24 protein-coding genes are annotated in these 25287 nt (G+C 70.5%); 14 read left to right on the forward strand and 10 right to left on the reverse strand.

Translation table 11 applies throughout. The features are described 5' to 3' along the window. Positions 1-7 precede the first annotated feature (7 nt). Both HNQ58_RS04825 and HNQ58_RS04830 read left to right on the forward strand, forming a co-directional pair. A complete protein-coding gene (locus HNQ58_RS04825) occupies positions 8-976 on the forward strand; it encodes an SPFH domain-containing protein (protein ID WP_183947662.1) in 969 nt (322 codons plus the stop codon). Between the two features lie 2 nt (positions 977-978). Further along, positions 979-1419, forward strand: coding sequence for an NfeD family protein (locus tag HNQ58_RS04830; protein ID WP_183947663.1), 441 nt, complete (start codon positions 979-981; stop codon positions 1417-1419). A gap of 72 nt (positions 1420-1491) precedes the next feature. Here the strand turns inward: HNQ58_RS04830 and HNQ58_RS04835 are convergent, their stop codons facing one another. Continuing rightward, entirely contained in the window at positions 1492-2319 is an 828-nt protein-coding gene (locus HNQ58_RS04835) for an outer membrane protein assembly factor BamD (protein WP_183947664.1), read from the reverse strand. Between the two features lie 89 nt (positions 2320-2408). Here HNQ58_RS04835 and rluD point away from each other — a divergent pair, with 89 nt between their 5' ends. The 7 genes from rluD to HNQ58_RS04870 all read left to right on the forward strand — a co-directional run bounded on the left by rluD (position 2409) and on the right by HNQ58_RS04870 (position 10162). Then, a complete protein-coding gene (gene rluD, locus HNQ58_RS04840) occupies positions 2409-3389 on the forward strand; it encodes a 23S rRNA pseudouridine(1911/1915/1917) synthase RluD (RefSeq protein WP_183947665.1) in 981 nt (326 codons plus the stop codon). Further along, positions 3386-4195 carry a peptidoglycan editing factor PgeF gene (gene pgeF, locus HNQ58_RS04845; RefSeq protein ID WP_183947666.1) on the forward strand — a complete coding sequence of 270 codons (810 nt, stop codon included), beginning with the start codon at positions 3386-3388 and terminating at the stop codon, positions 4193-4195. The genes rluD and pgeF overlap by 4 nt, the downstream gene beginning before the upstream one ends. 96 nt (positions 4196-4291) lie before the next feature. Then, positions 4292-5251, forward strand: a complete 960-nt coding sequence (locus HNQ58_RS04850; protein WP_183947667.1) for a tetratricopeptide repeat protein — start codon at positions 4292-4294, stop codon at positions 5249-5251. 138 nt (positions 5252-5389) lie between these two features. Then, positions 5390-7972, forward strand: a complete 2583-nt coding sequence (clpB, locus tag HNQ58_RS04855) for an ATP-dependent chaperone ClpB (protein WP_183947668.1) — start codon at positions 5390-5392, stop codon at positions 7970-7972. A gap of 126 nt (positions 7973-8098) precedes the next feature. Beyond that, complete coding sequence (locus HNQ58_RS04860; protein WP_183947669.1) at positions 8099-8692, forward strand: RNA polymerase sigma factor; 594 nt, start codon at positions 8099-8101, stop codon at positions 8690-8692. Next, entirely contained in the window at positions 8689-9189 is a 501-nt protein-coding gene (locus HNQ58_RS04865) for a hypothetical protein (protein WP_183947670.1), read from the forward strand. Before HNQ58_RS04860 ends, HNQ58_RS04865 begins: the two co-directional genes overlap by 4 nt. 61 nt (positions 9190-9250) lie before the next feature. After that, positions 9251-10162 (forward strand): DUF4097 family beta strand repeat-containing protein, encoded by a 912-nt coding sequence (locus tag HNQ58_RS04870; protein ID WP_183947671.1) that lies wholly within the window; start codon positions 9251-9253, stop codon positions 10160-10162. Positions 10163-10420: 258 nt separating this feature from the next. Here the strand turns inward: HNQ58_RS04870 and mgtE are convergent, their stop codons facing one another. Then, entirely contained in the window at positions 10421-11779 is a 1359-nt protein-coding gene (gene mgtE, locus HNQ58_RS04875) for a magnesium transporter (RefSeq protein WP_183947672.1), read from the reverse strand. A 124-nt stretch (positions 11780-11903) separates the two neighbouring features. On the opposite strand from mgtE, the gene HNQ58_RS04880 reads away from it, so the two are divergent. Further along, a complete protein-coding gene (locus tag HNQ58_RS04880) occupies positions 11904-12278 on the forward strand; it encodes a hypothetical protein (protein ID WP_183947673.1) in 375 nt (124 codons plus the stop codon). A 25-nt stretch (positions 12279-12303) separates the two neighbouring features. Here HNQ58_RS04880 and ptsP read toward each other — a convergent pair whose 3' ends face one another. The 4 genes from ptsP to HNQ58_RS04900 are packed head-to-tail and all read right to left on the reverse strand — an operon-like array spanning position 12304 to position 16325. Continuing rightward, on the reverse strand, positions 12304-14019 hold the full coding sequence (gene ptsP, locus HNQ58_RS04885; protein WP_183947674.1) for a phosphoenolpyruvate--protein phosphotransferase: 1716 nt from the start codon (positions 14017-14019) through the stop codon (positions 12304-12306). A gap of 12 nt (positions 14020-14031) precedes the next feature. Further along, positions 14032-14301: an HPr family phosphocarrier protein gene (locus HNQ58_RS04890; RefSeq protein WP_183947675.1), complete on the reverse strand. Its 270-nt coding sequence runs from the start codon at positions 14299-14301 to the stop codon at positions 14032-14034. Continuing rightward, positions 14294-14686 (reverse strand): PTS sugar transporter subunit IIA, encoded by a 393-nt coding sequence (locus tag HNQ58_RS04895; protein ID WP_183947676.1) that lies wholly within the window; start codon positions 14684-14686, stop codon positions 14294-14296. Before HNQ58_RS04895 ends, HNQ58_RS04890 begins: the two co-directional genes overlap by 8 nt. Before the next feature lie 58 nt (positions 14687-14744). Continuing rightward, on the reverse strand, positions 14745-16325 hold the full coding sequence (locus HNQ58_RS04900) for a choline dehydrogenase (RefSeq protein ID WP_183947677.1): 1581 nt from the start codon (positions 16323-16325) through the stop codon (positions 14745-14747). A 149-nt stretch (positions 16326-16474) separates the two neighbouring features. On the opposite strand from HNQ58_RS04900, the gene HNQ58_RS04905 reads away from it, so the two are divergent. Then, positions 16475-17842: an NTP/NDP exchange transporter gene (locus HNQ58_RS04905; protein ID WP_183947762.1), complete on the forward strand. Its 1368-nt coding sequence runs from the start codon at positions 16475-16477 to the stop codon at positions 17840-17842. Between the two features lie 138 nt (positions 17843-17980). On the opposite strand, the gene HNQ58_RS04910 is transcribed toward HNQ58_RS04905, so the two are convergent. From HNQ58_RS04910 to HNQ58_RS04925, 4 genes are read right to left on the reverse strand one after another with little or no spacing between them, the layout of a single operon-like run. Continuing rightward, a complete protein-coding gene (locus HNQ58_RS04910) occupies positions 17981-18451 on the reverse strand; it encodes a hotdog fold domain-containing protein (RefSeq protein WP_183947678.1) in 471 nt (156 codons plus the stop codon). Continuing rightward, the gene (locus HNQ58_RS04915) at positions 18448-18957 is read right to left on the reverse strand and encodes an SRPBCC family protein (protein WP_183947679.1); all 510 of its coding nucleotides are present in this window, start codon (positions 18955-18957) and stop codon (positions 18448-18450) included. Before HNQ58_RS04915 ends, HNQ58_RS04910 begins: the two co-directional genes overlap by 4 nt. Before the next feature lie 10 nt (positions 18958-18967). Further along, positions 18968-21433: an acyl-CoA dehydrogenase gene (locus tag HNQ58_RS04920; RefSeq protein WP_183947680.1), complete on the reverse strand. Its 2466-nt coding sequence runs from the start codon at positions 21431-21433 to the stop codon at positions 18968-18970. Then, on the reverse strand, positions 21430-22335 hold the full coding sequence (locus HNQ58_RS04925; protein WP_183947681.1) for an alpha/beta fold hydrolase: 906 nt from the start codon (positions 22333-22335) through the stop codon (positions 21430-21432). The genes HNQ58_RS04920 and HNQ58_RS04925 overlap by 4 nt, the downstream gene beginning before the upstream one ends. Positions 22336-22486: 151 nt before the next feature. Between HNQ58_RS04925 and HNQ58_RS04930 the strand changes: the two genes are divergently transcribed. The 3 genes from HNQ58_RS04930 to HNQ58_RS04940 all read left to right on the forward strand — a co-directional run bounded on the left by HNQ58_RS04930 (position 22487) and on the right by HNQ58_RS04940 (position 25132). Beyond that, positions 22487-23074 carry a TetR/AcrR family transcriptional regulator gene (locus HNQ58_RS04930; protein ID WP_183947682.1) on the forward strand — a complete coding sequence of 196 codons (588 nt, stop codon included), beginning with the start codon at positions 22487-22489 and terminating at the stop codon, positions 23072-23074. Between the two features lie 74 nt (positions 23075-23148). Next, positions 23149-24897: a phosphoenolpyruvate carboxykinase (GTP) gene (locus HNQ58_RS04935; RefSeq protein WP_183947683.1), complete on the forward strand. Its 1749-nt coding sequence runs from the start codon at positions 23149-23151 to the stop codon at positions 24895-24897. Positions 24898-24979: 82 nt separating this feature from the next. Further along, positions 24980-25132, forward strand: coding sequence for a hypothetical protein (locus HNQ58_RS04940; RefSeq protein ID WP_221301151.1), 153 nt, complete (start codon positions 24980-24982; stop codon positions 25130-25132). Positions 25133-25287 lie beyond the last annotated feature (155 nt).

The raw sequence follows: 25287 nt of genomic DNA on the forward strand, positions 1-25287 counted from the left end.
TCGCGACATGGAGATCTTCAGCCTCGTTCTTCTGGCCTTCGCCGTCATCACCCTGTTCAAGGGTGTGCGGGTGGTGCCGCAGGGCTACGAATGGACCGTCGAACGCTTCGGCCGCTACGACCGCACGCTGACGCCGGGCCTGGGCTTCACCATCCCCTGGGTGGAGAGCATCGGCCGCAAGCTGAACATGATGGAGCAGGTGCTCGACGTGCCCTCGCAGGACGTCATCACCAAGGACAACGCGGTGGTGAAGGTCGATGGCGTGGTCTTCTATCAGGTGCTGGAAGCGGCCAAGGCGGCCTATGAGGTGGCGCAGCTGGAGATCGCCATCCTCAATCTGACCATGACCAACATCCGCACCGTGCTCGGCTCGATGGACCTGGATGAGTCGCTGAGCAAGCGCGACGAGATCAATGCCAAGCTGCTGGCGGTGGTGGACGAGGCCACCCACCCCTGGGGCGTGAAGGTCAACCGCATCGAGATCAAGGACATCCAGCCGCCGCGGGACCTGGTCGATGCGATGGCGCGGCAGATGAAGGCCGAGCGCGAGAAGCGCGCCAACATCCTGGAGGCCGAAGGCCAGCGTGCGGCCGAGATCCTGCGCGCCGAGGGCGAGAAGCAGGCGGCGATCCTGGAGGCCGAGGGCCGTCGTGAAGCCGCCTTCAAGGACGCCGAGGCGCGCGAGCGGCTGGCGCAGGCCGAGGCCCGGGCGACCGAGATGGTCAGCACCGCCATTGCCCAGGGCGATGTGCAGGCGATCAACTACTTCGTCGCCCAGAAGTATGTCGAGGCGCTGAAGGATTTCGCCAGTTCGCCGAACCAGAAGACCCTGCTGCTGCCGATGGAGACCACCGGCGTGCTCGGTTCGCTGGCAGGCATCGTCGAGCTGACGAAGGCCGTGCAGGGCGACAGGCCGGGTGGTGGCAAGCCGACGCCGCCGGCGCGGCCGGGCAATCCGTTCACGCAGGGTGGCTGAGCATGGATGGCCTGTCGGACTGGTTCTGGTGGGCATTCGCGCTGGCGCTGTTCGCGCTGGAGGCGCTGATCCCCGGCATCTTCATGCTCTGGCTGGGCTTCGCCGCGCTCGGCGTGGCGGTGTTGCACCTGCTGCTGCCCGAGCTGTCGGTGACCGCGCAGTGGATCGCCTTCTCGCTGCTGTCGCTGGTGTCGGTGGGGATCGCCTGGCGGTTGAAGAAGGTCCGCCCGGTACGTGCCACCGACCAGCCGCACCTCAACCGCCGCGCCGAACAGCTGATCGGCCGCGTGCTGCCACTGGAGCGGCCGATCGTCGATGGCCGCGGCCGGGTCAAGGTCGGCGACGCCTTCTGGACCGTGAGCGGCCCGGACCTGCCGGCCGGCGCGCGGGTCCGGGTCGAGGCGGTCGAGCAGGGCGTGTTGAGGGTGCGCCCGGTGGAATGATCCTGTCGTGCCCTGCGCCGCAGACGAAAAACGCCGCCCTCGGGCGGCGTTTTCGCATCCGGTGACGGTCGCTCAGCGCTCGCCCGCGAAGGGGTTGAGCTGACGCAGCAGGTTGCGTTCCCGCGGCCAGTTGCCGGCCAGCCAGGGATGGTCCGGTTGGTTGAGCTGCAGCACGCGGCGGGTGTCGGCGGCCAATTCGTCCTCGCCCAGTCGGGTGTAGGCCTCGCCCATCAGCGCCAGGGCGTCGCCCTGGTAGCCGCTCTGCGGGTAGTTCTCGATGATGAACTGGCCGCGGTTGGCGGCGGCGACGTGGGCGCCGCGACGCAGGTAGTACAGCCCGACGTTGAGCTCGTGGCGGGCCAGGTGGTTGCGCAGGTACACCATGCGCTGGCGCGCGTCCGGCGCGTAGCGGCTCTCGGGGAAGCGGCGGATCAGTTCGGCGAAGTCGTTGAAGCTCTGGCGCACCGCCCCCTGGTCGCGCAGCGAGGTGTCCAGGCGCAGATAGCGTTCCAGGAACAGGTTCTCGCGGTTGAAGTTGATCAGGCCCTTCAGGTAGTAGGCGTAATCGATGTGCTCGTGGGTGGGATAGGTACGGATGAAGCGGTTGATCGTGGAGGTCGCATCGTCCGGCTTGTTGGCCTTGTACTGCGCGTAGGCCAGCTCGAGCTGCGCCTGTTCGGCATAGGGCCCGTAGGGGAAGCGGGCGACCAGGCGCTGGTAGTACTGCTCCGCACGGCTGTGGTTGCCGCGTTGCAGGGCGCGCTTGCCTTCGGCGTACATCGCTTCGACCGGCAGGGTTTCGAGGGGGTCGGCCCGCTTGCCGGAACGGCCGCAACCGACCACGGCGAGGGCGAGCACGATCAGGATGGCGAGGCGCAGCAGGCCGGCGAATCGGGTCATTGCGTTGGTGGTCCAGGGCGCGAAGGGCGCAGAGACGGCGATAATAGCCCAAAGCCCGCGCCGGGCGCGCCCGCGAGACCGAACCCCGAATGAACGCCTCCCCTCCCGACGAAGACGCGACCGAACTGCTCGAAGCGGTGGTGCCGACAGCCCTGGCCGGACGCCGTTTCGACCAGGTGCTGGCCGAGATCTTTCCGGACTTCTCGCGCTCGCGGCTGAGCGAGTGGATCAAGTCCGGCGACGCGCTGCTGGACGGCCGCCGGGTCAAGCCGCGCGATCCGGTGCGCGGCGGTGAGCCGGTCACGCTGGCGGTCGCACTCGCGGTCGAGACCCGCGCCGAGCCGGAGGAGATTCCGCTCGCCGTCCTGCACGAGGACGACGAGGTGCTGGTGATCGACAAGCCGGCCGGGCTGGTGGTGCATCCGGGGGCCGGCAATCCGCGCGGCACGCTGGTGAACGCGCTGCTGCATCGCGACCCGAAACTGGCCGAGCTGCCGCGCGCCGGTCTGGTGCATCGGCTGGACAAGGACACTTCCGGCGTGATGGTGGTGGCGCGCACCCTGCGCGCCCATGCGGCGCTGGTCGAGCAGCTTTCCGGGCGCGAGGTGCATCGCCAGTACGTGGCGGTGGTGATGGGCCCGATGGTGGCCGGCGGCACCGTCGATGCGCCGATCGGCCGCCACCCGACCGACCGCGTGCGCATGGCCGTGGTCGGGAACGGTCGCCCGGCGATCACCCATTACCGTGTCCGCGAACGCTTCCGCGCCCATACCCTGGTCGAGTGCCGGCTGGAAACCGGTCGCACCCACCAGATCCGTGTGCACATGGCGCATGTCCGGCATCCGATCGTGGGCGACCCGCTGTACGCGCGCCTGAGCCTGCCCAAGGGCGCCACGCCCGAGCTGGCCGAGATGCTGCGCGGTTTCCGGCGTCAGGCGCTGCATGCCGAGCGGCTGGAGTTCGAGCACCCGGCCAGCGGCGAGACGGTCCGCTGCCAGGCGCCGATCCCGGCCGACATGCTCGCCCTGCTCGACCTGCTGCGTGCCGACACCTCGGCTGCGAAGCCGTGAGCCCGCTGCTGCGCCCGGACTGGCCCGCCCCGGCCGCCGTCCGGGCTGCGGTGACCTTGCGTCATGGGGCCGGCGTGTCGACGCCGCCGTTCGACCATTTCAACCTCGGCCTGCGCTGCGGCGACGAGCCCGCCGCCGTGCACGCCAACCGGCGCGCGCTGCTCGGGCTGGCCGGCCTGCCGGCCGAGCCGCTGTGGCTGCGGCAGGTGCACGGCACGGCCGTGCACATCGGCAGGAGCGGCGGAAGTCGCGACCGTGTCTCCGCCGGCTCCCGGGCCGCCTCTGCCGTCGCTCCGGCCGTGGCTGCCGATGCCGACTGCGAGCCCGAAGCCGACGCCGCCGTCACCACCGATCCGGGCGTGGTGCTCGCCATCCTCACCGCCGATTGCCTGCCGGTGCTGCTGTGCGCCGACGACGGCAGCGAGGTCGGCGCCGCGCATGCCGGCTGGCGCGGGCTGTGTGCTGGCGTATTGGAGGCGACCGTCGCCGCGATGGCCACGCCGCCGTCGCGCCTGCTGGCCTGGCTCGGGCCGGCGGCGGGGCCGCAGGCCTACGAAGTCGGCGACGAGGTGCGCGACGCCTTCCTCGCCCACGATCCCGCCGCGCGCGCCGGCTTCGTCGCGACCCGTCCCGGTCATTGGCTGTGCGACCTGTACGCGTTGGCGCGGCAGCGGTTGACGGTGGCCGGCGTGACCCGCGTCCACGGTGGCGGGCTGTGCACGATCTCCGAGCCCGCGCGGTTCTTCTCGCACCGCCGCGACCGGCGCACCGGCCGCCAGGCCAGCCTGATCTGGCTCGCCGGCTGAGCGCGGGTGGGCGCAGCGATCCGCCAGCCGGCGTTCAGCCTTGCTGCGCAAAGCTCCCGCCACCGCCCCGCCGGGGCCTTGCCTGTGAGTCGTGCGATGCGAGCGAGCGTGCTGGTGGGTGTGCTGGTCGGCCTGTGCATGGTGGGGGCGGTATCCGCCGAAACGGTGGATTCGGCGCGGGCGAAGTTCGAGGCGCGCCAGCCCGACGCGCGGGCGGCGATCGAAGCCCTGGCCAAGGCCAGTCCCCGTGATCCCGCCGCGCTGGTGCTGCTCGGCCGCGCGCAGGCGCGCGCGCGCCAGTTCGAGGCGGCGGTGAAGACGCTGGAGCAAGCGGTCGCGCTGGCGCCGACGATGGCCGAGGCGCACTACCGGCTCGGCGAGGCCTACGTCGGCCGGGTGAACGAGGTCGGGATGCTGGGCAGGCTGTCGATCGCCGGCAAGATCCGCGGCGGCTTCCAGAAGGCGGTCGAGCTCGACCCCGACCATCACGACGCGCGGCTGGCGCTGGTGCAGTATTACGCGGCCGCGCCGGGCGTGGCCGGCGGCAGCGCCGAGAAGGCGGCCGCCGAAGCGGCCGAACTGATGCGTCGCAACCCGGCGCGCGGGCACATGGCGCGGGCATTCATCCTGGAAGCGGAGAAGAAGCCCGCCGAGGCCCTGCGCGAGTACGAGGCCGCGCTCGCGGCCGAACCGGCCTACCGCAACGCACGGCTCACGCTCGGCATCGCCTACCAACGCGCCGGGCGCTGGAGCGAGGCCTTCGCCCTGTACGAGTCGATGCTGAGCGAGCAGCCCGACGATCCGTTCGCCTTGTTCTACTTCGGCCGCACCGCCGCGCTTTCCGGCCAGCGGCTGGACGAGGGGCTGGCCGCGCTGCAGCGCTATCTCGCCCTGCCGCTCGACGAGAGCCTGCCGCGGCCGGCCGGCGCGCATTTCCGCATCGGCATGATCCACGCCAAGGCCGGGCGCAAGGATGAGGCGCGCACGGCCTACCGGACCGCCCTCGAACTCGACCCCAAGAACGCCGAGGCGCAGGCCGAGCTCGCCAAACTGTAGTGTCTTGGGCTCTGCAGAGCGGCCTCGGCCGCTGCCGCAGCGCACTCCGGGCCACCGGCCACCTTGATTCGACCCCGTCCGCCCGCATAACGGGGGCATCGGCCGCCTGTCGCGGCCCCATGCCTCAAGGACATCGCCATGCGGATGGACAAGCTCACCTCGCGTTTCCAGCAGGCCATCGCCGACGCACAGTCGTTGGCGGTCGGCCGTGACCACAACCTGATCGAACCCGTGCACCTGCTGGTGGCGTTGCTCGACCAGCAGGGCGGCAGCACGCGCCCGCTGCTCGGCCAGGCCGGCGTCAACGTGCCGCTGCTCCGGGAGCGGCTCGGCGAGAGCCTCGAAAAGCTGCCGAAGGTGGCCGGGCAGGAAGGCAACGTCACCGTCTCCAACGACCTCGCCCGCCTGCTCAACCTCACCGACAAGCTGGCCCAGCAGCGCGGCGATGCCTACATCGCCTCGGAGCTGTTCGTGCTCGCCTGCCTGGACGACAAGCGCGAGGTGGGCCGCGCGCTCGCGGCCGCCGGCGCCGACAGGGCGCGGCTGGAGGCGGCCATCGAGAAAGTCCGCGGCGGCGAGAAGGTGCAGAGCGAGTCGGCCGAGGACCAGCGCCAGGCGCTGGAGAAGTACACCGTCGACCTCACCGCCCGCGCCGAGAGCGGCAAGCTCGACCCGGTGATCGGCCGCGACGAGGAGATCCGCCGGGTGATCCAGGTGCTGCAGCGGCGCACCAAGAACAACCCGGTGCTGATCGGCGAGCCGGGCGTGGGCAAGACCGCCATCGTGGAAGGCCTGGCCCAGCGCATCGTCAACGGCGAGGTGCCCGAGGGCCTGCGCGGCAAGCGTGTGCTGGCGCTGGACATGGGCGCGCTGATCGCCGGCGCCAAGTTCCGCGGCGAGTTCGAGGAGCGACTCAAGGCCGTGCTCAACGACCTGTCCAAGCAGGAAGGCCAGGTGATCCTGTTCATCGACGAGCTGCACACCATGGTCGGCGCCGGCAAGGCCGAAGGCGCCATGGACGCCGGCAACATGCTCAAGCCGGCGCTGGCCCGCGGCGAGCTGCACTGCATCGGCGCCACCACGCTCGACGAGTACCGCAAGTACATCGAGAAGGACGCCGCGCTGGAGCGCCGCTTCCAGAAAGTGTTCGTCGGCGAGCCGAGCGTGGAGGACACCATCGCCATCCTGCGCGGCCTGAAGGAACGCTACGCGGTGCACCACGGCGTCGAGATCACCGATCCGGCGATCGTCGCCGCCGCCACGCTCAGCCACCGCTACATCACCGACCGCCAGCTGCCCGACAAGGCGATCGACCTGATGGACGAGGCGGCCAGCCGCATCCGCATGGAGATCGACTCCAAGCCCGAGGAGATGGACCGCATGGAGCGGCGGCTGATCCAGCTCAAGATCCAGCGCGAGGCGCTGAAGAAGGAGAAGGACGCCGAGTCCAAGCAGCGCCTGGCCGATCTCGAAGCCGAGATCGCCAAGCTCGAGCGCGAGTTCTCCGACCTGGAGGAAATCTGGAAAGCCGAGAAGGCCACCCTCACCGGCGCCACGAAGATCAAGGAGCAGATCGAGCAGCTCAAGATCGAGCTCGACGCCGCGCACCGCCGTCAGGACCTGGCGCGCGCCAGCGAGATCCAGTACGGCAGGCTGCCGGAGCTGGAGCGCCAGCTGAAGGCCGCGCAGGAGGCCGAGACCCGCGGCTTCCGCCTGCTCCAGGACAAGGTCACCGCCGAGGAGATCGCCGAGGTCGTCTCGCGCTGGACCGGCATCCCGGTCAGCAAGATGCTCGAAGGCGAGCGCGAGAAGCTGCTGAAGATGGAGGAGGCCCTGCGACAGCGGGTCGTGGGGCAGGAGGAGGCGGTGCGCGCGGTGTCCGATGCGATCCGCCGCTCGCGCGCCGGGTTGTCCGATCCCAACCGGCCGAACGGCAGCTTCCTGTTCCTCGGCCCCACCGGCGTCGGCAAGACCGAGCTGTGCAAGGCGCTGGCGAACTTCCTGTTCGACACCGACGAGGCGATGGTGCGCATCGACATGAGCGAGTTCATGGAGAAGCACTCCGTGGCCCGCCTGATCGGCGCGCCCCCGGGCTACGTCGGCTACGAGGAGGGCGGTTATCTCACCGAGGCGGTGCGACGGCGGCCTTACAGCGTGATCCTGCTCGACGAGGTCGAGAAGGCGCATCCGGACGTCTTCAACGTGCTGCTGCAGGTGCTCGACGACGGCCGCCTCACCGACGGCCAGGGCCGCACGGTCGACTTCCGCAACACCGTGATCGTGATGACCTCCAACCTCGGCTCGCAGTACATCCAGGAGATGGCCGGCGAGGGCGAGAGCCGCTACGTCGAGATGAAGGCCGCGGTGATGGGCGTGGTGCAGGCGCACTTCCGCCCCGAGTTCATCAACCGGCTGGACGAGATCGTGGTCTTCCACCCGCTGGGCAAGGAGCAGATCCGCGAGATCGCCCGCATCCAGACCGGATATCTGAGCAAGCGGCTGGCCGAGCGCCAGATCAAGCTCGAGATCGACGATTCGGCCCTGGACCTGCTCGGCAACGTCGGCTTCGACCCGGTCTACGGTGCCCGCCCGCTCAAGCGCGCGATCCAGCAGCAGCTGGAGAACCCGCTGGCGCAGAAGATCCTCGCCGGCGAGTTCGGCCAGGGCGATACGGTGCGCGTCGAGGCCGCGGGCGGGGCGCTGGTCTTCCACAAAGCCTGAGCCGGGCCGCGTTTTCATGCCCCTCCCCGCACGAGCGGGGAGGGGGCGGCAGGTCGCATTGCATGACCGGCGGCAGCGCGCGGGACGGGGTTAAACCCGGTGGCAGCCACGTGCATCCAAGGCGGTATGCTGACTCTCGCCGTGCAGCCCGATCCTGCCCCTGACGCGTCCGCACTCCCGGTCGAGGACGACGACCACGCGCTGGTGCGGGCCGCCTCGGATGGCGACATCGGCGCGTTCGAGGTGCTGTACCGGCGCCATGCGCGGCGCGTGTTCGGTGTGGTCTGGCGGATCTGCGGCGGGCAGGAGGCGCGGGCCGAGGATCTGACCCAGGAGGCCTTCGTGCGCGCCTGGCAGGCGCTGCCGAAGTTCCGGTTCGAGAGCGCGTTCTCGACCTGGCTGCACCGGCTGGCGGTCAACACCGCGCTGATGGAGCTGCGCGCCCGCAGCGGCGGCGAGGACCGCGAAACCGACGACTCGGCGCTGGAGCATCACCACAGCGGCGACAGCGCCGGTCACCGCACCGCACTGGCGATGGATCTGGAGCGTGCGATCGCCACGCTGCCCCCGCGGGCACGGGCGGTGCTGGTACTGCACGACGTGGAAGGCTGGAAACACGAGGAGATCGCCACCGAGCTGGGCATGGCGGTCGGCAGTTCGAAAGCACAATTGCATCGCGCGCGCGGCCTGCTGCGCATGCGGCTCGGAGGTGAGGCATGAGCCACGACATCCGCAACGACATCCGCAACGACAGCGAGCTGCGCTGGCAGCTGCGCCAGCTTCCGCGTGAGCGCGAGCCGGGGCGCGACCTGTGGCCAGGCATCGCCGCGCAACTCGGGCCGCAGGGGCTCACGCCGGCATCGCGGGTGTCGCGCTGGCGGCTGCCGGGGCTGGCGACGGCGGCGGTGGCCGTGCTGGCGGTCGGCCTGTTCGTCGCCGCTTACTGGGAGCGGGCGCCCGGGGCGGCGGCACCGAGTTTCGCCGATGCGATCAATCGCCAGGCCGACGCGATCGTGATCGAGTACCAGGCGGCGTTGGCTCAGCTCGGCGACGTGCCGCTGCCGGAGGAGCTCAGGCCGGCGCTGGACCAGCTCGACCGCAGCGCGGCGCGCATCCGCACGGCGCTGGCCGCCGACCCGGAGGCCGTCTTCCTGCTCGGCCAGCTCCGGCGCACCTACGCCCGCCGCCTGGCCCTGACCCAGTACGCCATGAGCTGAGGCCCGGTTTCCCGCCCCTTCCCGCCACGAATCTTCGAATCGATCTTCCGAGGAGCGCCCGATGAAGACCACCATCCCGCTGATCCTGCTGCTGAGCCTGGCCGTCGCCCCGGCCACGGCCGCGACCCCGATCGACGAGTCGCGGCCGCTGGCCGCGGACGGACGCGTGGCGATCGACAACCTCAAGGGCCGCATCCTGGTGCGTACCTGGGACCGCAACGAGGTGCGCGTGAGTGGCTCGCTGGGCGAGGGCGTGGAGCGACTGGCCATCGACGGCGGTGCCGGCAGCCTGAGCATCCGCGTGATCTATCCGCAGTCGCGCGGCGGTCTGTTCAACTGGTGGGGCGGCAGCGATCGCGGCGGGCCGAGCAACATCGAGGTCCGCGTGCCGGTACGCGCCGAGGTGGTCGCGCAGGGCGTCAGCGCCGACATCGACATCGAGGGCGTGCGCGGCCGCCGGCTCGAAGCCAAGACGGTCAGCGGCAAGATCCGTGCCGAAGGCGCGCCGGAGGAGGCCGAGTTCAATGCGGTCAGCGGCAGCCTGGACCTGCAGCTGGAGGGCTCCAGCGTCACTGCCGGGACGGTCAGCGGCACGGTCACGCTGCAAGGCAGTCCTGGCGGGCGCATCACGGTGGAAACGGTGTCGGGCAGCATCGCGGTCAGCGCGGGCGAGGTCCGCCGCCTCGATGCCAGCACCGTCTCCGGCAGTCTGCGGCTGAAGGTCGACAGGCTGGCGCGCGATGCCCGCATCGGCGCCGAAACACTCAGTGGCGGAATCGATCTGATCCTGCCGCGCGACAGCTCGGCGCGACTGTCGGTGTCCACTTTCAGTGGCGACATCCGCTCGGAGGTCGGTGAAGTCAAGCGCCCGCGCCACGGGCCGGGTTCGAGCCTGGAGGCGCGGCTGGGGGACGGCGACGGCGACGTGCGCCTGGAGTCGTTCTCCGGCACGGTGCGCGTGCGCCTGGAGTAGGCCCGCGCCGAGCGTAGCGAAGGCGTACCCGCGCAGCGGGCGAGCGCGGGAGAGAGTCGAGTGCCATGTCTCTTGGCAGCGTCATGCACCAGAGGCCCGGGCGACGGGAGCCGAAGGCGCAGCAAGCCGGTGAGATCCTGGTGGAGCGTCGACGTGGGGAAGCGAGCCGGCGATCCATGCCGACGCAGGCTCGGACGAGCGGACCTGCATCGGCACGCCCGCATGCGCTGAGCGATGGTCGCGCGTGTTTGTCCGGGCTCAGCGCAGCAGCACGATGGTGCCGAGGCCCAGGAAGCTCAGGAAGCCGATCACGTCGGTGACGGTGGTGAGGATGACGCCGCCGGCCAGGGCCGGGTCGATGTTCATGCGCTTGAGGGTGAGCGGCACCAGCACGCCGGCCAGCGCGGCGGCGAACAGGTTGATGGTGAGCGCGGCGCCGATCACCAGCGAGATCCTCGGGTCGCCGAACCACAGCCAGGCGGCCAACCCGACCACCGAGCCCCAGATCGCGCCGTTGAGCAGGGCGACCATCAGTTCCTTGCGCATCAGTACGCGGAAGTTGGTGGCGCCGACCTGGCCCAGCGCCAGGCCGCGCACCATCAGGGTGAGCACCTGGGTGCCGGCGTTGCCGCCCATGCTGGCGACGATCGGCATCAGCACGGCCAGCGCGACGATCTTCTCCAGCGTGCCCTCGAAGCGGCCGATCACGCTGGCGGCGAGGAAGGCGGTGATCAGGTTGATGCCCAGCCAGGTGGCGCGGCGCTTCACCGCGCGCGGCACCGGGCTGAACATGTCCTCGTCCTCGTCCAGGCCAGCCATGCCCAGCACCTGGTGCTCGGCCTGGCCGCGGATGATGTCGACCACGTCGTCGACGGTGATGCGGCCGAGCAGGATGTTGTTCTCGTCCACCACCGGGGCGGACACCCAGTCGTGGTCGGAGAAGTCCCTGGCCACCTCGTCGGCGCTGGCATCGACCTTGATCGCCGGCTGCTCGTCGATTAGCTCGTTGATCGGCGTGGACGGCTCGTGGGTGAGCAGCGCGGCCAGCGACAGCCGGCCCAGGTACTGGTGGCGGCGGCTGACCACGAACAGGTGGTCGGTGTGCTCGGGGATCTCGCCGCGCAGGCGCAGGTAGCGCAGCACCACGTCCACCGTCACGTCGGCGCGCACGGTGATGACGTCCGGGTTCATCAGGCGGCCGGCGCTGTCCTCGGGGTAGGACAGCACCTGCTCCAGCCGCTCGCGGTTCTCGCGGTCCATCGACTTGAGCACCTCGTCGATGACCGTGTCGGGCAGGTCCTCGACCAGGTCGGCGAGGTCGTCGATGTCCAGGTCCTCGACCGCGGCGACGATCTCGTCGGGGTCCATCTCGGCGAGCAGGCTCTCGCGCACTTCCTCGCCGACGTGCACCAGCACCTCGCCGTCGTCCTCCGGGTCGACCAGGCCCCAGACGATTTCGCGCTTGCCTGGCGGCAGCGATTCGAGCAGGTTGCCGATTTCGGCCGGCGTCAGCGTGTTGACCAGCCGGCGCACCGGGCCGAGGCGGCCGGAGTCGAGGGCCTGTGAGAGCAGCTTGAGCTGGCGCGCGGTCTTGTCGTAACGGATGGCCTCGGCCATGCCAAGCTCCCCTGCGAGTGGCGTGTATTATTGCTCCGGCCCGCTGGCGTTTGTGCATCGGGCGCACTGGTCGCGCCCGCAGGTCCACCGCTAAGCTGCCGTCATGCCACGTCGGATCGTTCCCATGCGCATCCTCCCCGTCGTCCTGCTCGCGCTGCTGCTGCCCGCCTGCGGTTCGGAACCGTCGGCGCTGCCGGGTCGTCCGTTCGCCCAGCCCGGCGTCAGCTTCACGCTCACGCCTTCGGCGGCGCGCGACTGCCACCCGGAAACCGTCTATCGCGGTCGGGTCGACTGGTCGGTGGAAGGGCGTGACCGGGTCAGGCTGGAGATCCGTGTCGGCGACCGCCACGGCGCGGTGTTCGCGCGCAGCAACCAGCCCCGCGGCAGCGCCTGGACCGAAGAGTGGGTGCGGCGCGGCGTATGGCTGGTGCTGATCGACCGCGACCGCGACGAGGTGCTGGCGACACTGCGCGCCGGACCGGAAACCTGCGACGAGTGACGATTGCCCGCGCCGGGGCGGTAGCTCAGGCGCGGTCCAGCCAGCGGCCGATGCCGTCGCGGTCGACTGCGCGCAGCAGCGGTCCGGCGCGCCGGCGCAGGGCCTTGAGGTCGCAGTCGCGGATTATCCGGCGTACCTCCAGCAGCGTGCCCGGGTGCAGGCTGAAGTCGGTCAGGCCCAGCGCGAGCAGCAGGCGGGTATAGGCCGGGTCGCCGGCCATTTCGCCGCACACGGCCACCGGCACGGCGCGCTCACGTCCCAGTTTCAGCACCTGGTGCAGCAGCCGGATCACTGCCGGGTGCAGCGGCGAATACAGCTCGCCGAGCGCCTCGTTGTTGCGGTCGGCGGCGAGCAGGTACTGCACCAGGTCGTTGGTGCCGATCGAGGCGAAGTCGAGCAGGTCGATGAAGCAGGGCAGGGCGATTGCGGCCGCCGGCACTTCGATCATGGCGCCGAGCGCGACCTGTCCGGCCACGGCATGGCCCTCGTCGCGCAGGCGCTCGGTCAGGGCGTGGACCAGCGCGCGCACGGCGGCCACTTCCTCGCGGCAGCTGATCATCGGCACCAGGATCCGTACCGGTCCCCAGGCGCTGGCACGCAGGATCGCCCGAAGCTGGGTCTCGAAGACAGCCCGTCGCGCCAGCGACAGGCGCACACCGCGCAGGCCGAGCGCCGGGTTGGGTTCCACGCCCAGCACCAGGCCGGTGCGGTCGGCCTTGTCGGCGCCCAGGTCGAGGGTGCGGATGGTGACCGGGCGTCCGTTCATGCCCAGCACCAGGTCGCGGTAAGCGCGGAACTGTTCGTCCTCGTCGGGCAGCCCGTCGCGCTGCAGGAACAGGAACTCGGTGCGGTACAGGCCGATGCCGGCCGCGCCCAGGCCGTGCGCTTCGCTCACGTCCTCGCGCGACTCGGCGTTCGCGAACAGGCGGATGTCCACGCCGTCGCGCGTGCGGGTGGGCTTGTGCCGCAGCCTGGCGAGCTGGCGCTGTTCGCGCTCGAAGGCGGCACGGCGGGCGTGATAGTCGCGCAGGTCGGCGGCATCGGGCTCGACGATCACCTCGCCGCTGCCGCCATCGACCAGCAGCGCATCGCCGTCGTTGATCCGGCTGAGCGCCTCGTGCGCGCCGACCACCAGCGGCAGGTGCAGGCTACGGGCGAGGATGGCGCTGTGCGAGAGCGCGCTGCCGGTGGCGGTGACCACGGCGACCACGCCCTGTTCCTTGAGCTGAGCCAGCTCCGAGGGGGCCACCGTGTCGGTGACCAGCACCTCGCCGGAGAAGCCGCTGGCGCGATCGTCCTGGCGACGGTGCAGGGCGGCGTGGACGCGGCCGATGACGTGATCGAGGTCCTCGCGCCGGCTGCGGAAGTAAGGGTCGTCCATGTGCTCGAAGACCGCCGCCAGCCGGTCGCGCTGCAGCTTGAGCGCGTAGTCGGCGGAGTAGCGGCCGGTGCGGATCAGGTCTTCCAGTCCCTCGGCCAGCTCGGGATCGTCGAGCAGCATGGCGTGCAGGTCGAGGAAATCGCCGAGTTCTTGCGCCAGCGCGCCCTGCAACTGCTCGCGCAGGCCGTGCAGCTCCTCGCGGGCGGCGCGCAGCGCGTCGTGCAGCCGGGCCAGTTCATGCGGCACGTCCTCGGCCGCGACCAGCTCCTCCTCGATCTCCAGTGCATGCGGTTCGCGCACGCGGGCGCGGCCGAGCGCCAGTCCGCGCGAGGCGCCCTGTCCACGGATCTCGTTACGCATGCGCGGCCTCCATCACTCGCCCTCGTCGAAGCGGCGCTCGAACAGATCGACGGCGGCGGCCATTGCCTGTTCCTCGTCCTCGCCGTCCAGACGCAGCGTGACCACGCTGCCCTGGCCGGCGGCCAGCAGCAGCACGCCCATGATGCTCTTGGCGTTGACCTCGCGGTCGTTGCTGGCGAGAAAGGCGCGGCTGCGATACGAGGACAGCAGCTGCACCAGCTTGGCGGCGGCGCGCGCGTGCAGGCCGAGGCGGTTGACGACGGTGATCTGCCGCTCAAGCATCGTCGGCGTGCACTCCGTTGCGGGCACCGGCGGCGGCGGTGCGGGCCAGTTCGTCGAGCGGCTGATCGGCGTAGTTCAGCGCGCGCATCAGCATGGGCAGGCCGAGGCCGGACACCCGGCGCACCGGCGTGCCCAGATGAGCCAGGCGGGCGGCGAGATTGCTCGGCGAGGCGCCGTACAGGTCGGTGAGCACCAGCACGCCCTCGCCCTCGTCGACCCGGCGCAGCGCGGCGCTGGCCGCCGGCAGCAGCGCGTCGAGGTCGGCATCGAAGGGCACATGGAAAGCCTCGGCGCGCAACGGCAGGCGGCCGAGCAGGCGGGTGGCGGTGGCAAGCAGGGCGTCGCCGACGCCCTCGTGGGTGATCAGCAGGATTCCGACGGGCATGCGGCGAATGTAGCCCGCCGCGTGGCGGAGCGGAACACGCCGTGACGCTGTGGCCGACTCAGGCCTCGCCGCGGATCAGGTCGGCGGCGCGCTCGGCGATCATCACCACCGGCGCATTGGTGTTGCCGCCGATCAGTTTCGGCATCACCGAGGCGTCGACCACGCGCAGGCCGGTCACGCCGCGCACGCGCAACTGCGGATCGACCACCGCGGTTTCGTCCGTGCCCATGCGGCAGGTGCCGACCGGGTGGTAGATGGTCTCGGCCTTGCGGCGGATGAAGGCGACCAGGTCGGCTTCGGCGCGGACGTCGTCGCCGGGCAGGATCTCCTCGCCGCGGTATGGCGCGAAGGCCGGCTGGGCGAGGATCGCGCGCGACAGCCGCAGACCTTCCAGCATCACCTTGAGGTCGTGGCCGTCCGGGTCGCTCAGGTAATTGGCCTCGATGCGCGGCTTGTCGAACGGGTTGGCCGAGGCCAGACGCAGCCGGCCACGGCTGCGCGGCCGCAGCGCGCAGGCGTGCACGGTATAGCCGTCGCCGGGCAGGCGGTGGCGGCCGTGGTCGTCGAGCTGGGCGGGGACGAAGTGGAACTGCAGGTCCGGGCGCTCGTCCTCGGCCAGCGACGAGCGCGCGAAGCCGCCGGCCTCGGCGATGTTGCTGGTGCCCGGGCCGCCGCGGCCGAGGTAGTAGCGCAGCGCCACCGAGAGGTCGCTGAGCCGGTCGTAGGTGACCGGCCGCAGGCTGCGCTGCAGGGTGCAGATATCCAGGTGATCCTGCAGGTTGTCGCCGACGCCGGGCAGGTCGGCGAGCACCTCGATGCCGTGCCGGCGCAGTTCCGCCGCCGGGCCGAGGCCGGAGAGCATCAGCAGCTGCGGCGAGTTGATCGCACCGCCGCACAGGATGACCTCGCGGTCGGCGCCCTCGCAGAAGGCGCGGCCGCCGGCGGTGTAGAGCACGGCGTTGGCGCGGCCCTGGTCGAACAACACCTTCTGCGCCTGCGCCCGGGTGACCACGGTGAGGTTGCGGCGGCCGCGCGCCGGGCGCAGGTAGGCCACGGCGGTGGAACAGCGCGCGCCGTCCTTCTGCGTCACCTGGTACCAGCCGAAGCCTTCCTGACGCTCGCCGTTGAAATCGCGGTTGAGGGCGAAGCCGGCCTGGCGCGCGGCTTCGATGAACACGCCCGAGAGTTCGTTGGTGTACTTCAGGTCGGAGACGTGCAGTGGGCCGCTGTCGCCGTGGAATGCGTCGGCGCCGCGGCTGTTGGTCTCGGCGCGGCGGAAGTAGGGCAGCACGCTGCGCCAGTCCCAGCCGACCGCACCCAGCGCCGCCCACTCGTCGTAGTCGCGGGCATGGCCGCGGATGTAGCACATGGCGTTGATCGAGCTGGAGCCACCCAGCACCTTGCCGCGCGGCCACCACAGCATGCGGCCGTCCAGATGCGGCTCGGGCGCGGTGCTGTAATCCCAGTTCACGCCCTTCTTGCCGACCAGCTTGGCCAGACCGGCGGGCATGTGCACGAACGGGTGCCAGTCGCGCGGGCCGGCTTCCAGCAGCAGCACGCGGACATCGGGATCTTCCGACAGCCGGTTGGCCAGCACGCAGCCGGCGGAGCCGGCACCGACGATGATGTAGTCGTACACGAGGATGACCGTGGCGTTGGTGGATCGAGGCTAGGTCCGGGGGCTAGAGCAAATGCTCGGTCGGTGGGGCATCGTTTCCCGCGAGCGGCGGGGTGGCGGTGACGGCGTCCATCGGTTACCGTGCGCGCGCCTCCCCCGACGCCAGCCAGATGGCCACGCGCGACGCCACCCGCTCTCCGTTCGACCGTCTGCGGCGATTCCGCGGTGCATTGAGCGAGTTTCCGCCGCTGCTGTGGGCGTTCACCTATTTCTTCTGCCTGCTCACCGGCTATTACGTGCTGCGGCCGGTGCGTGACGCGCTCGGTGCGTCCTCGGACATCGAGGCGGTGTTCCCGCGCGGCATGATCGAGTGGGCCGCGGCGCGCGGCGTGGCGCTGGGCGAGTTGACCCTGCAACTGCTGTTCACCGGCACCTTCATCAGCATGCTGCTGCTGCAGCCGGTGTACGGCGCGCTGGTCAGCCGTTTCCCGCGGCGGGTGTTCCTGCCGGTGGTGTACCTGTTCTTCATCGCCTGCCTGCTCGGCTTCTATCTGGCCTTCGACAGCGCCATTCCCGGACGTGGGGCGGTGTTCTTCATCTGGGTCGCCGTGTTCAACCTGTTCGCGGTCACGGTGTTCTGGAGTTTCATGTCGGACATCTTCAGCAACCACGAGGCCAAGCGCCTGTACGGCTACATCGCCGCCGGCGGCACCGTGGGCGGCTTCGTCGGGCCGCTGCTGACCCGGCAACTGGTCAACGAGCTGGGCGTGGCCAACCTGTTGCTGGTGTCGGCCGGGCTGCTCACGCTGTGCGTGGTGTGCATCCTGCGCCTGGGGCCGTGGGCGCGGCGGCGCGAGCTGGAGCGCGGCATCCGCGGCGGCGAGCAGGCCATTGGCGGCGAGGTCCTGGCCGGCCTGAAGCGGGTCTGGCGCGAGCCGCTGCTGCGCGCGCTGGCGCTGCTGATGCTGTTCGGCGTCGGCGTCGGCACGCTGATCTACAACGAACAGGCGCGCATCGCCCGCACCTTCTTCGCCGACGCCGAGGCGCGCACGGCCTACTACGCGGGCATCGACCTGGCGATCAACACGCTCACCATCGTCGTGCAATTGTTCGTCACCCGTGCGCTGCTGACCCGCTATGGGGTGGCGCCGCTGCTGCTGATCCCGGCCGGCGCGATCCTGATCGGCTTCGCCGCGCTCACGGCATCGCCGCTGCCGATGCTGGTGGCGGTGGTGCAGGTGGTGTTGCGGGCCGGCGAGTTCTCGCTGGCCAAGCCGGCACGCGAGACCATCTACACCCGCGTCGATCGCGAGTCGCGCTACAAGGCCAAGGCGGCGATCGACACCGTGGTCTACCGCGGCGGCGATCTGATCTTCGTCTGGCTGCACAAGTTCCTGGCCGCGTTCGGCTCGAACGTGGTGTTCGGCTTCGGCGTGCTGGTCGCCGCCGGACTCGGCGCCGGCGCCTGGTGGGTGGTGCGCGAGCAGGCGCGACTCGGCAGCGCGTCGGATCCGGCGACGCGGCCGCTGGCCACCTGATCGATCGCCGACCACCCCGCGATGGAGTCCCGGAGGCAGGGATGTCCGCCCTCCCGCGCGTCATCGACGACACCGGTGTGCTGTTGGAGCTGGGCGGCAGCGGCGGGTGTCGTGCCCTGCTCCGGCGCAGACGTGGTTTCAGCGCCGCGGCGATACCCACATGCGGATGCGGGCGGTGAAGACGGTCTCGCCGCCGCGGTCGGTCACGACGACCTCCACCGGCAGCTCGTAGCCTTCCGCCGCTTCGCGCGGCGCTTCCAGCGGCGTGGCGACCGCGCGCATCGGGCCGACCGCCTTCTTCAGGTATTCGACCTGCATGCCTTTCGGAATCCACCGCATCGTCGTGGGGATGGTCACGTCGGTCATCAGCCCGGCAGCCAGTTCGGCCATGTTGCACAGGGCGATGGCGTGCACCGTGCCGATGTGGTTGTGCACGCGGCGGCGGTCGGCGATGCGCACCTCGCAGCGGCCAGGCTCCAGCACAGTGATGCGCGGTGAGATGCTGGCGAAGTAGGGCGCGCGGAAGCACACCGCGCGGCTGAACAGCCAAGTGCCGGCGGGCCAGCGGGTGATGCGGCGGTGGAGGCGGAGCAGGGCGGGCTCTTTCATCGTTCGTTCCGTCGCGATTGGCGTCGGGGGCGCAGCAGGGCACGCAGCAGACGCACCCACGGCGACCAGGGTTGGCGTTCGGGCGCATCGCCGAGCGCGAGCGCGGCGCGATCGAGCGCGTCTTCGAGCAGGGCGTCGTGCAGCGGGCGGAACAGCAGCGGCCAGCTCAGCAGCGCCGGCCCGGCGATGCGCATCTCCAGTACATGCACCAGCCGCGTGTGTCCGTCCCCGGCTTCGAGGTGGAAGCCATGCCAGCCGTGGAAGCCGCGCGGCGCCTCGAAGGCGAAGCGCACGCACTGTCCCGGCCGGTAGTCCTCGACGCGGTAGCGCACCGGGCCGTGGCCGCCGCGCGCACCGATCGCCAGCGCCCGATCCAGCCGCATCGCCGGCCAGCGGTCGCGCGGCCACAGGCGGTCATCGTCCGAAGCCAGGGTGTCGATCAGTGCGCCGACCGCAGCCGCCGACGCGCGCAATGTGCGCGCGTGGACATTGCGCACCCCGAGCATCGGCAAGGGCTCAGGCGGCCTTCTCGATCCGGCGCTTTCGATAGAGCGCGGCAGACTCCAGGTCCGCCGGGTCGAAGTCGTCGACGGTGATGGCGTCCCAGGTCAGCGCATGCAGCTCCTTGAGCTGTTCCTTCTCGGCCGCGGTCAGATGCCCGCGTTCGACGGCCTGGGCGAGTTGCCCGTCGAAGTCCAGCGCCGTGCATTCGGCGGACTTCACGAACTTGAGGAATTTGCGCTCCACCGGCTCGGCCAGGATCACCTTCGGCAGGGCGGCATCGATGCGGCCGGCCGGATTGTTGGCGCAGGGCGTGAGGAACACGCCGCGGGCGAGCCGGTCGCGGGCGTCACCGGGCGACATCAGCAGCGAGGCGGCGCGGTGGCCGAGGCGGTCGGACGGCTCCTGCGCGCGCCGGCCCCAGGGGAAGACCAGCAGCCACAGCAGCCAGCCGACCGGGCGGATCGGGAAGTTGCGCAGCGCACCGGAGAGGGCCTTCTCGATCTTGTAGATGGCGTCGTACATGGCCCAGGACAGCAGCGGCCGGTCCGAGACCGGGCGGCCCTCGTCCTCGAAGCGCTTGAGCATGGCGCTGGCGATGTACAACTGGCTGAGCACGTCACCGAGCCGCGCCGAGAGCTTTTCCTTGAACTTGAGCTTGCCGCCGAGCAGCAGCATCGAGGTGTCGGCGACCAGCGCCAGGTTCGCCGAGTAGCGGTTGAGCCGGCGGTAGAACGGCCGCGTGTAGGCGTCGCCCGGCGCCGAGCCGATGCGTGCGGCGGTCAGGCCGAACCAGAGGCTGCGCACCGCGTTGGAGATGGCGAAGCCGATGTGGCCGAACAGGTTGCGGTCGAATTCGACCAGCCGCGTCTGCGGATCGGGATGCTGCGCCGCCTGCATTTCCTTGAGCACCCACGGATGGCAGCGGATCGCGCCCTGGCCGAAGATCATCATCGAGCGGGTGAGGATGTTGGCGCCTTCCACGGTGATCGGGATCGGCGCCGCCTGCCAGCTGCGGCCGAGATAGTTGCGTGGCCCCAGCACGATGCCCTTGCCGCCGTGGATGTCCATCGCATCGATAGCGACCTGGCGTCCCAGCTCGGTGGCGTGGTACTTGGCGATGGCCGAGGGCACGGCCGGCTTCTCGCCGCGGTCGACCGCGGCGGCGGTGGCCTGCGCCAGCGCACTGGCGGCGTAGGCGTGACCGGCGATGCGTGCCAGCGCCTCCTCCACGCCTTCGAAACGGCCGATCGAAAGCCCGAACTGCTTGCGGATGCGGGCATAGGCGCCGGTGACCACGGCGCCGAGTTTGCTGCCACCGGAGGCGGTCGAGGGCAGGGTGATGGCGCGGCCGACCGACAGACACTCGACCAGCATCCGCCAGCCGTGGCCGATGTAATCCTCGCCGCCGATCAGCTGCGACAGCGGCAGGAACACCTCGCGGCCGCGCACCGGGCCGTTCTGGAACATGCAGTTGAGCGGCATGTGGCGACGGCCGATCTCCAGGCCCGGGGTGTCGCGCGGGATCAGGGCCAGGGTGATGCCGCGGTCCTTGTCGCCGCCGAGCAGCCCGTCCGGGTCGTACAGGCGGAAGGCCAGGCCGATGACGGTGGCGACCGGGGCGAGCGTGATGTAGCGCTTGTCGAAGGTGAGCTTCACGCCCACCACCTCGGCGCCGCCCCACTTGCCGGTGGTGACGATGCCGTAGTCGGGGATCGAGGTGGCGTCCGAACCGGCGGTGGGGCCGGTGAGCGCGAAGCACGGGATCTCGCGGCCGTCGGCCAGGCGCGGCAGGTAGTGCCGCTTCTGCTCCTCGGTGCCGTAGTGCAGCAGCAGCTCGGCCGGGCCGAGCGAGTTGGGCACGCCGACGGTGGACGAGAGCGTGCTGGAGATCGAGGCCAGCTTCTGGATCACCTTGTGGTGTGCCAGTGCCGAGAAGCCCAGGCCGCCGTATTCCTTCGGGATGATCATGCCGAAGAAGCGGTGCTTCTTGAGGTAATCCCAGATCTCCGGCGGCAGGTCGGCGCGCTCGTGGGTGATCTCCCAGTCATTGGTCATCCGGCAGACCTCCTCGACCGGGCCGTCGAGGAAGGCCTGTTCTTCGGCGGTGAGCTCGGGCTTGGGTTGCGACAGCAGCTGCTGCCAGTCCGGCTTGCCGGAGAACAGCTCGCCCTCGAAGCCGACCGTGCCGGCTTCCAGCGCGGTGCGTTCGGTGTCCGAGAGCGGCGGCAGGATCTTCGTGTAGAAGGCCAGCAGTGGCGCGGTGATGCGGCGGAGGCGGAACGACGGGATCAGCAGCGGCACGGCCACCAGCGCCAGCAGCAGCGCGGCGATGACGGTGGCGACCGTCCCGGCGCCGAGAAGCGCGGCGGCGACCAGCAGCGTGGCCGACAACGCCGCCCAGATCACCAGCGGGAGCCGGTGATAGGCGGCGACGGCGCCCGCGAGCAGCAGGGCGAGGAAGGGCAGGAGGGTGCTCATCGGTGGACTCCCGGGATGGATGCGGGGGGAACGCGGCGGGTGAGGAAATCGAGAATGGTATCGGTGAAAGTGTCGTTGTCGTCGCCGGCGACCATGTGCGTGGCGCGCGGCAGACGGACATGTTCGGCATGCGGGACATGATCGAGGAATTCCCCGGCCGTGGCCTCGGAAACCAGGTCGCTGCGTCCGCCGCTGACCAGCAGCACCGGCGCGGCGATGTTCTGCACCGCCTCCAGCAGTGCGCTCTGATAGCGTCCGCTGTCGCGGGCGAACTCGTCGAGCAGGCGCGGATCCCAGTGCCAGCGCCAGCGGCCGTCGACGCCTTCGCGCAGCAGCGCGCGCAGTTGCTGCGGCGGTTTGCGCTCACGGCGGTGCGGCAGGTGGGCGGCGATCGCGTCCGCCGCATGCTCCAGCGAATCGAAGCCGTCCGGATGGGCACTCATGAAGCCGAGGATGCGCTCCAGCCCGGCGTTTTCCCAGCGCGGGGTGATGTCCACCAGCACCAGCGCCGCGAAGCGCGGCTGCAGCGACTCGGCCCACAGGCCGATCAGTCCGCCCATCGAGGCGCCGACCAGCACGGGGCGCTCGCCGGCCGCGGCGCTCACCGCGCCGAGATCGGCGAGGAACTGCTCGCCGTCATAGCGCCGGTCGATCGGGTTGCGACCGCTGTCGCCGTGACCGCGGGCGTCATAGGCGAGGCCGGTGTAGCCCGCGGCGCCCAGCCGTCGCGCCGTTCGTGACCAGGCCAGGCGTGTCTGGCCGAAGCCGTGGGCGAACACGACCCGGCCGCCCGCGCCCGTGCCGTAACGGCTGCAGGCGAGCGGCAGGCCATCGCCGCCGGGCAGGATGAAATCCCCTGCCGCCAGGGTGTCGGGGGCTGAATCGCGGACGCAATCGACCATACGCACAAGTATTGTCGTGCGCGCGGGCGCTGTCAATTCGCCTGCGTATGGTGCCTGCGTATGGTGCATCCATTTGACTGGAAAGGGATTTCAAACGCCCGCTGGAATTTCTCCACTTTCCGTCCGATGACGCTGCGGTTAAACTCCCGTCATGACCGCACCCGCGCGCAAGCTCGACCGCCCCTCCCGCCTGAGCGCGGACGACTGGGCGCAGGCCGCACTCGACCTGGTTGCCGAGCAGGGCGTGGCCGCCGTCGCGGTCGAGCCGCTGGCGCGTCGCCTGGGCGTTACCAAGGGCAGCTTCTACTGGCATTTCCCCTCGCGCGACGCGCTGCTGCACGCCGCACTGGAGCGCTGGGAGGCGTTCGAGCAGGAGGCCGTGTTCGGCAAGCTCGAGGCCGTCTCCGATCCGCGCGAGCGGCTGCGTGCGCTGTTCCGGCTGGTCGCCCACGAGGTCAAGCCGCACGTCATCTATTCCGAGCTGCTCAAGGCGCTCGACCATCCGGTGGTCAAGCCGGTGATGGAGCGCGTCTCCAAGCGCCGGCTCGACTACCTCGCCGCCAGCTTCCGCCAGGCCGGCCTGAGCCGTACCGATGCGCAACATCGCGCGCGTCTGACCTATGCCGCCTACGTCGGCTTCCTCCAGCTCTCGTTGCAGTTGCAGCAGCCGCGCCTGCACCACGACGAGTTCGAGGCCTATGTCGAGCACGTGATGGCGACGCTGATCCCCGGGGGATGAGCGCGCTGCGTCGCCGGTCCGGCACCCATCCTTTCCATTCCAGATCGAGGCCGTGGGCCCGGGAGTCCTGCTGCATGTCCAGTTCGCTAGCCGCCCTGAACCGATGGGTCGATGAGGTCGCCCGCCTGACCCGGCCGGCCAGTATCCATTGGTGCGACGGCTCCGAGGCCGAGCACGCCATGCTGGTCGAGCGCATGCTCGCCGGCGGCGACCTGCTGCCGCTCAACCCCGACACCCACCCGCGCTGCTACCTGCACCGTTCGCACCCCAGCGACGTGGCGCGCGTCGAGCATCTGACCTTCGTCTGCACGCGCGAACGCGAGGACGCCGGCCCGAACAACCACTGGATGGCGCCGGCCGAGGCGCACGCGAAGATCGACGGCCTGTTCGCCGGCTGCATGCAGGGCCGCACGATGTACGTGATCCCGTACTGCATGGGTCCGATCGATTCGCCGCTCTCCCGCTGCGGCGTCGAGATCACCGACAGCCCGTACGTGGTCGCCAACATGCGCATCATGACCCGCATGGGCGCAGCGGCGCAGGCGCGCATCGAGCGCGAGGGAACCTTCGTGAAGGGGCTGCACTCGATCGGCGAGCTCGACCCCGAGCGCCGCTTCATCATGCACTTCCCCGAGGAGCTGACGATCAAGTCCTACGGCTCCGGCTACGGCGGCAACGCCCTGCTCGGCAAGAAGTGCCACGCGCTGCGCATCGCCAGCTGGCAGGCGCGCCAGGAAGGCTGGTTGGCCGAGCACATGCTGATCGTGGGCATCGAAAATCCGGAAGGGCAGACGCACTACCTCGCCGCCGCCTTCCCCAGCGCCTGCGGCAAGACCAACCTCGCCATGCTGATCCCGCCCGAGGGCTACCGGAAGGACGGATGGAAGGTGTGGACCGTCGGCGACGACATCTGCTGGATGCAGCCCGGTCCCGACGGCCGGCTGTGGGCGATCAACCCCGAGGCCGGCTTCTTCGGTGTCGCCCCCGGCACCAGCGCCGCCACCAATCCCAATGCGATGGCGATGCTCGATCGCGACGCCATCTTCACCAACGTCGGCCTCACCGCCGACAACCGGCCGTGGTGGGAGGGCCTGCCCGGCACCCCGGCCAAGGACTGGCAGGGCCGCGATTACGACCCGGCCAACGGGCCGGCGGCGCATCCGAACGCGCGCTTCACGGTCAGTGCCAGACAGTGCCCGAGCTGGTCGCCCAGGGCCGAGGATCCGCAGGGCGTGCCGATCAGCGCGATCGTGTTCGGCGGCCGCCGCGCCTCGCTGGTGCCGCTGGTGTTCCAGGCGCGCGACTGGACCCACGGCGTGCTGGTCGGCGCGGCGATGGGCTCGGAAACCACCGCCGCCGCCACCGGCGCGGTCGGCGTGCTGCGCCGCGACTCGATGGCGATGAAGCCGTTCTGCGGCTACAACTTCGCCGACTACTTCGCCCACTGGCTGAGCTTCGACCGGCCCGGCGCGAAGCTGCCGAAGATCTTCCATGTCAACTGGTTCCGCAAGGGCGCCGATGGCAAGTTCCTGTGGCCCGGCTTCGGCGACAACCTGCGCGTGCTGGAGTGGATGATCCGGCGCGTCGGCGGCCAGGCCGGGGCGGTGGAGACGCCGATCGGCTACCTGCCGCGGCCGCAGGATCTCAACACCGACGGCCTCGACCTCGCGCCCGCCGCGTTGGCCGAGCTGCTCTCGCTGGATCGTGAGGGCTGGTGCGAGGAGATCGAGTCGATCGGCGAATACCTGGAGAGCTTCGGCGCGCGCATGCCCGCCGCACTCAAGGCCGAGCAGTCGCGCATCGCCAGGGCGCTGGCGGGCTGAGGGCGGCCCGCGCGCCCCGCCTGCACGCAAGGGGCCGGTCATGCCGGCCCCTTCACATCGCGCGGGCCGATAATCCCGCCCGATGAAGGCTTTCCACTGCCACCATTTCGTGCTGCCGTTGCCGGCGGGCCATCGCTTTCCGATGGCCAAGTACCGGCGGCTGTACGAGCGCGTGGCCGCCGACCGCGCAGGCCGGGCCGGGCCAGGCGATGGCCTCGATCCGGGAATGCCCTGAAAGAAAGCTTCGGCGCCCGCCTGCCCCCGGCGCTTCGGGACGAGCAGGCGAGCATCTCCCGCGACCTGGGCTGAACCGCATGTCCGGGTGGAGCCCGCCCACGGCCTGCAGCGGCTCCGGCATGCGGTCGCTCGTGGGCCGTGGCGTGTCCCTGT

The organism is Rehaibacterium terrae (assembly GCF_014202935.1).
In the GTDB taxonomy this organism is placed as follows: domain Bacteria; phylum Pseudomonadota; class Gammaproteobacteria; order Xanthomonadales; family Xanthomonadaceae; genus Rehaibacterium; species Rehaibacterium terrae.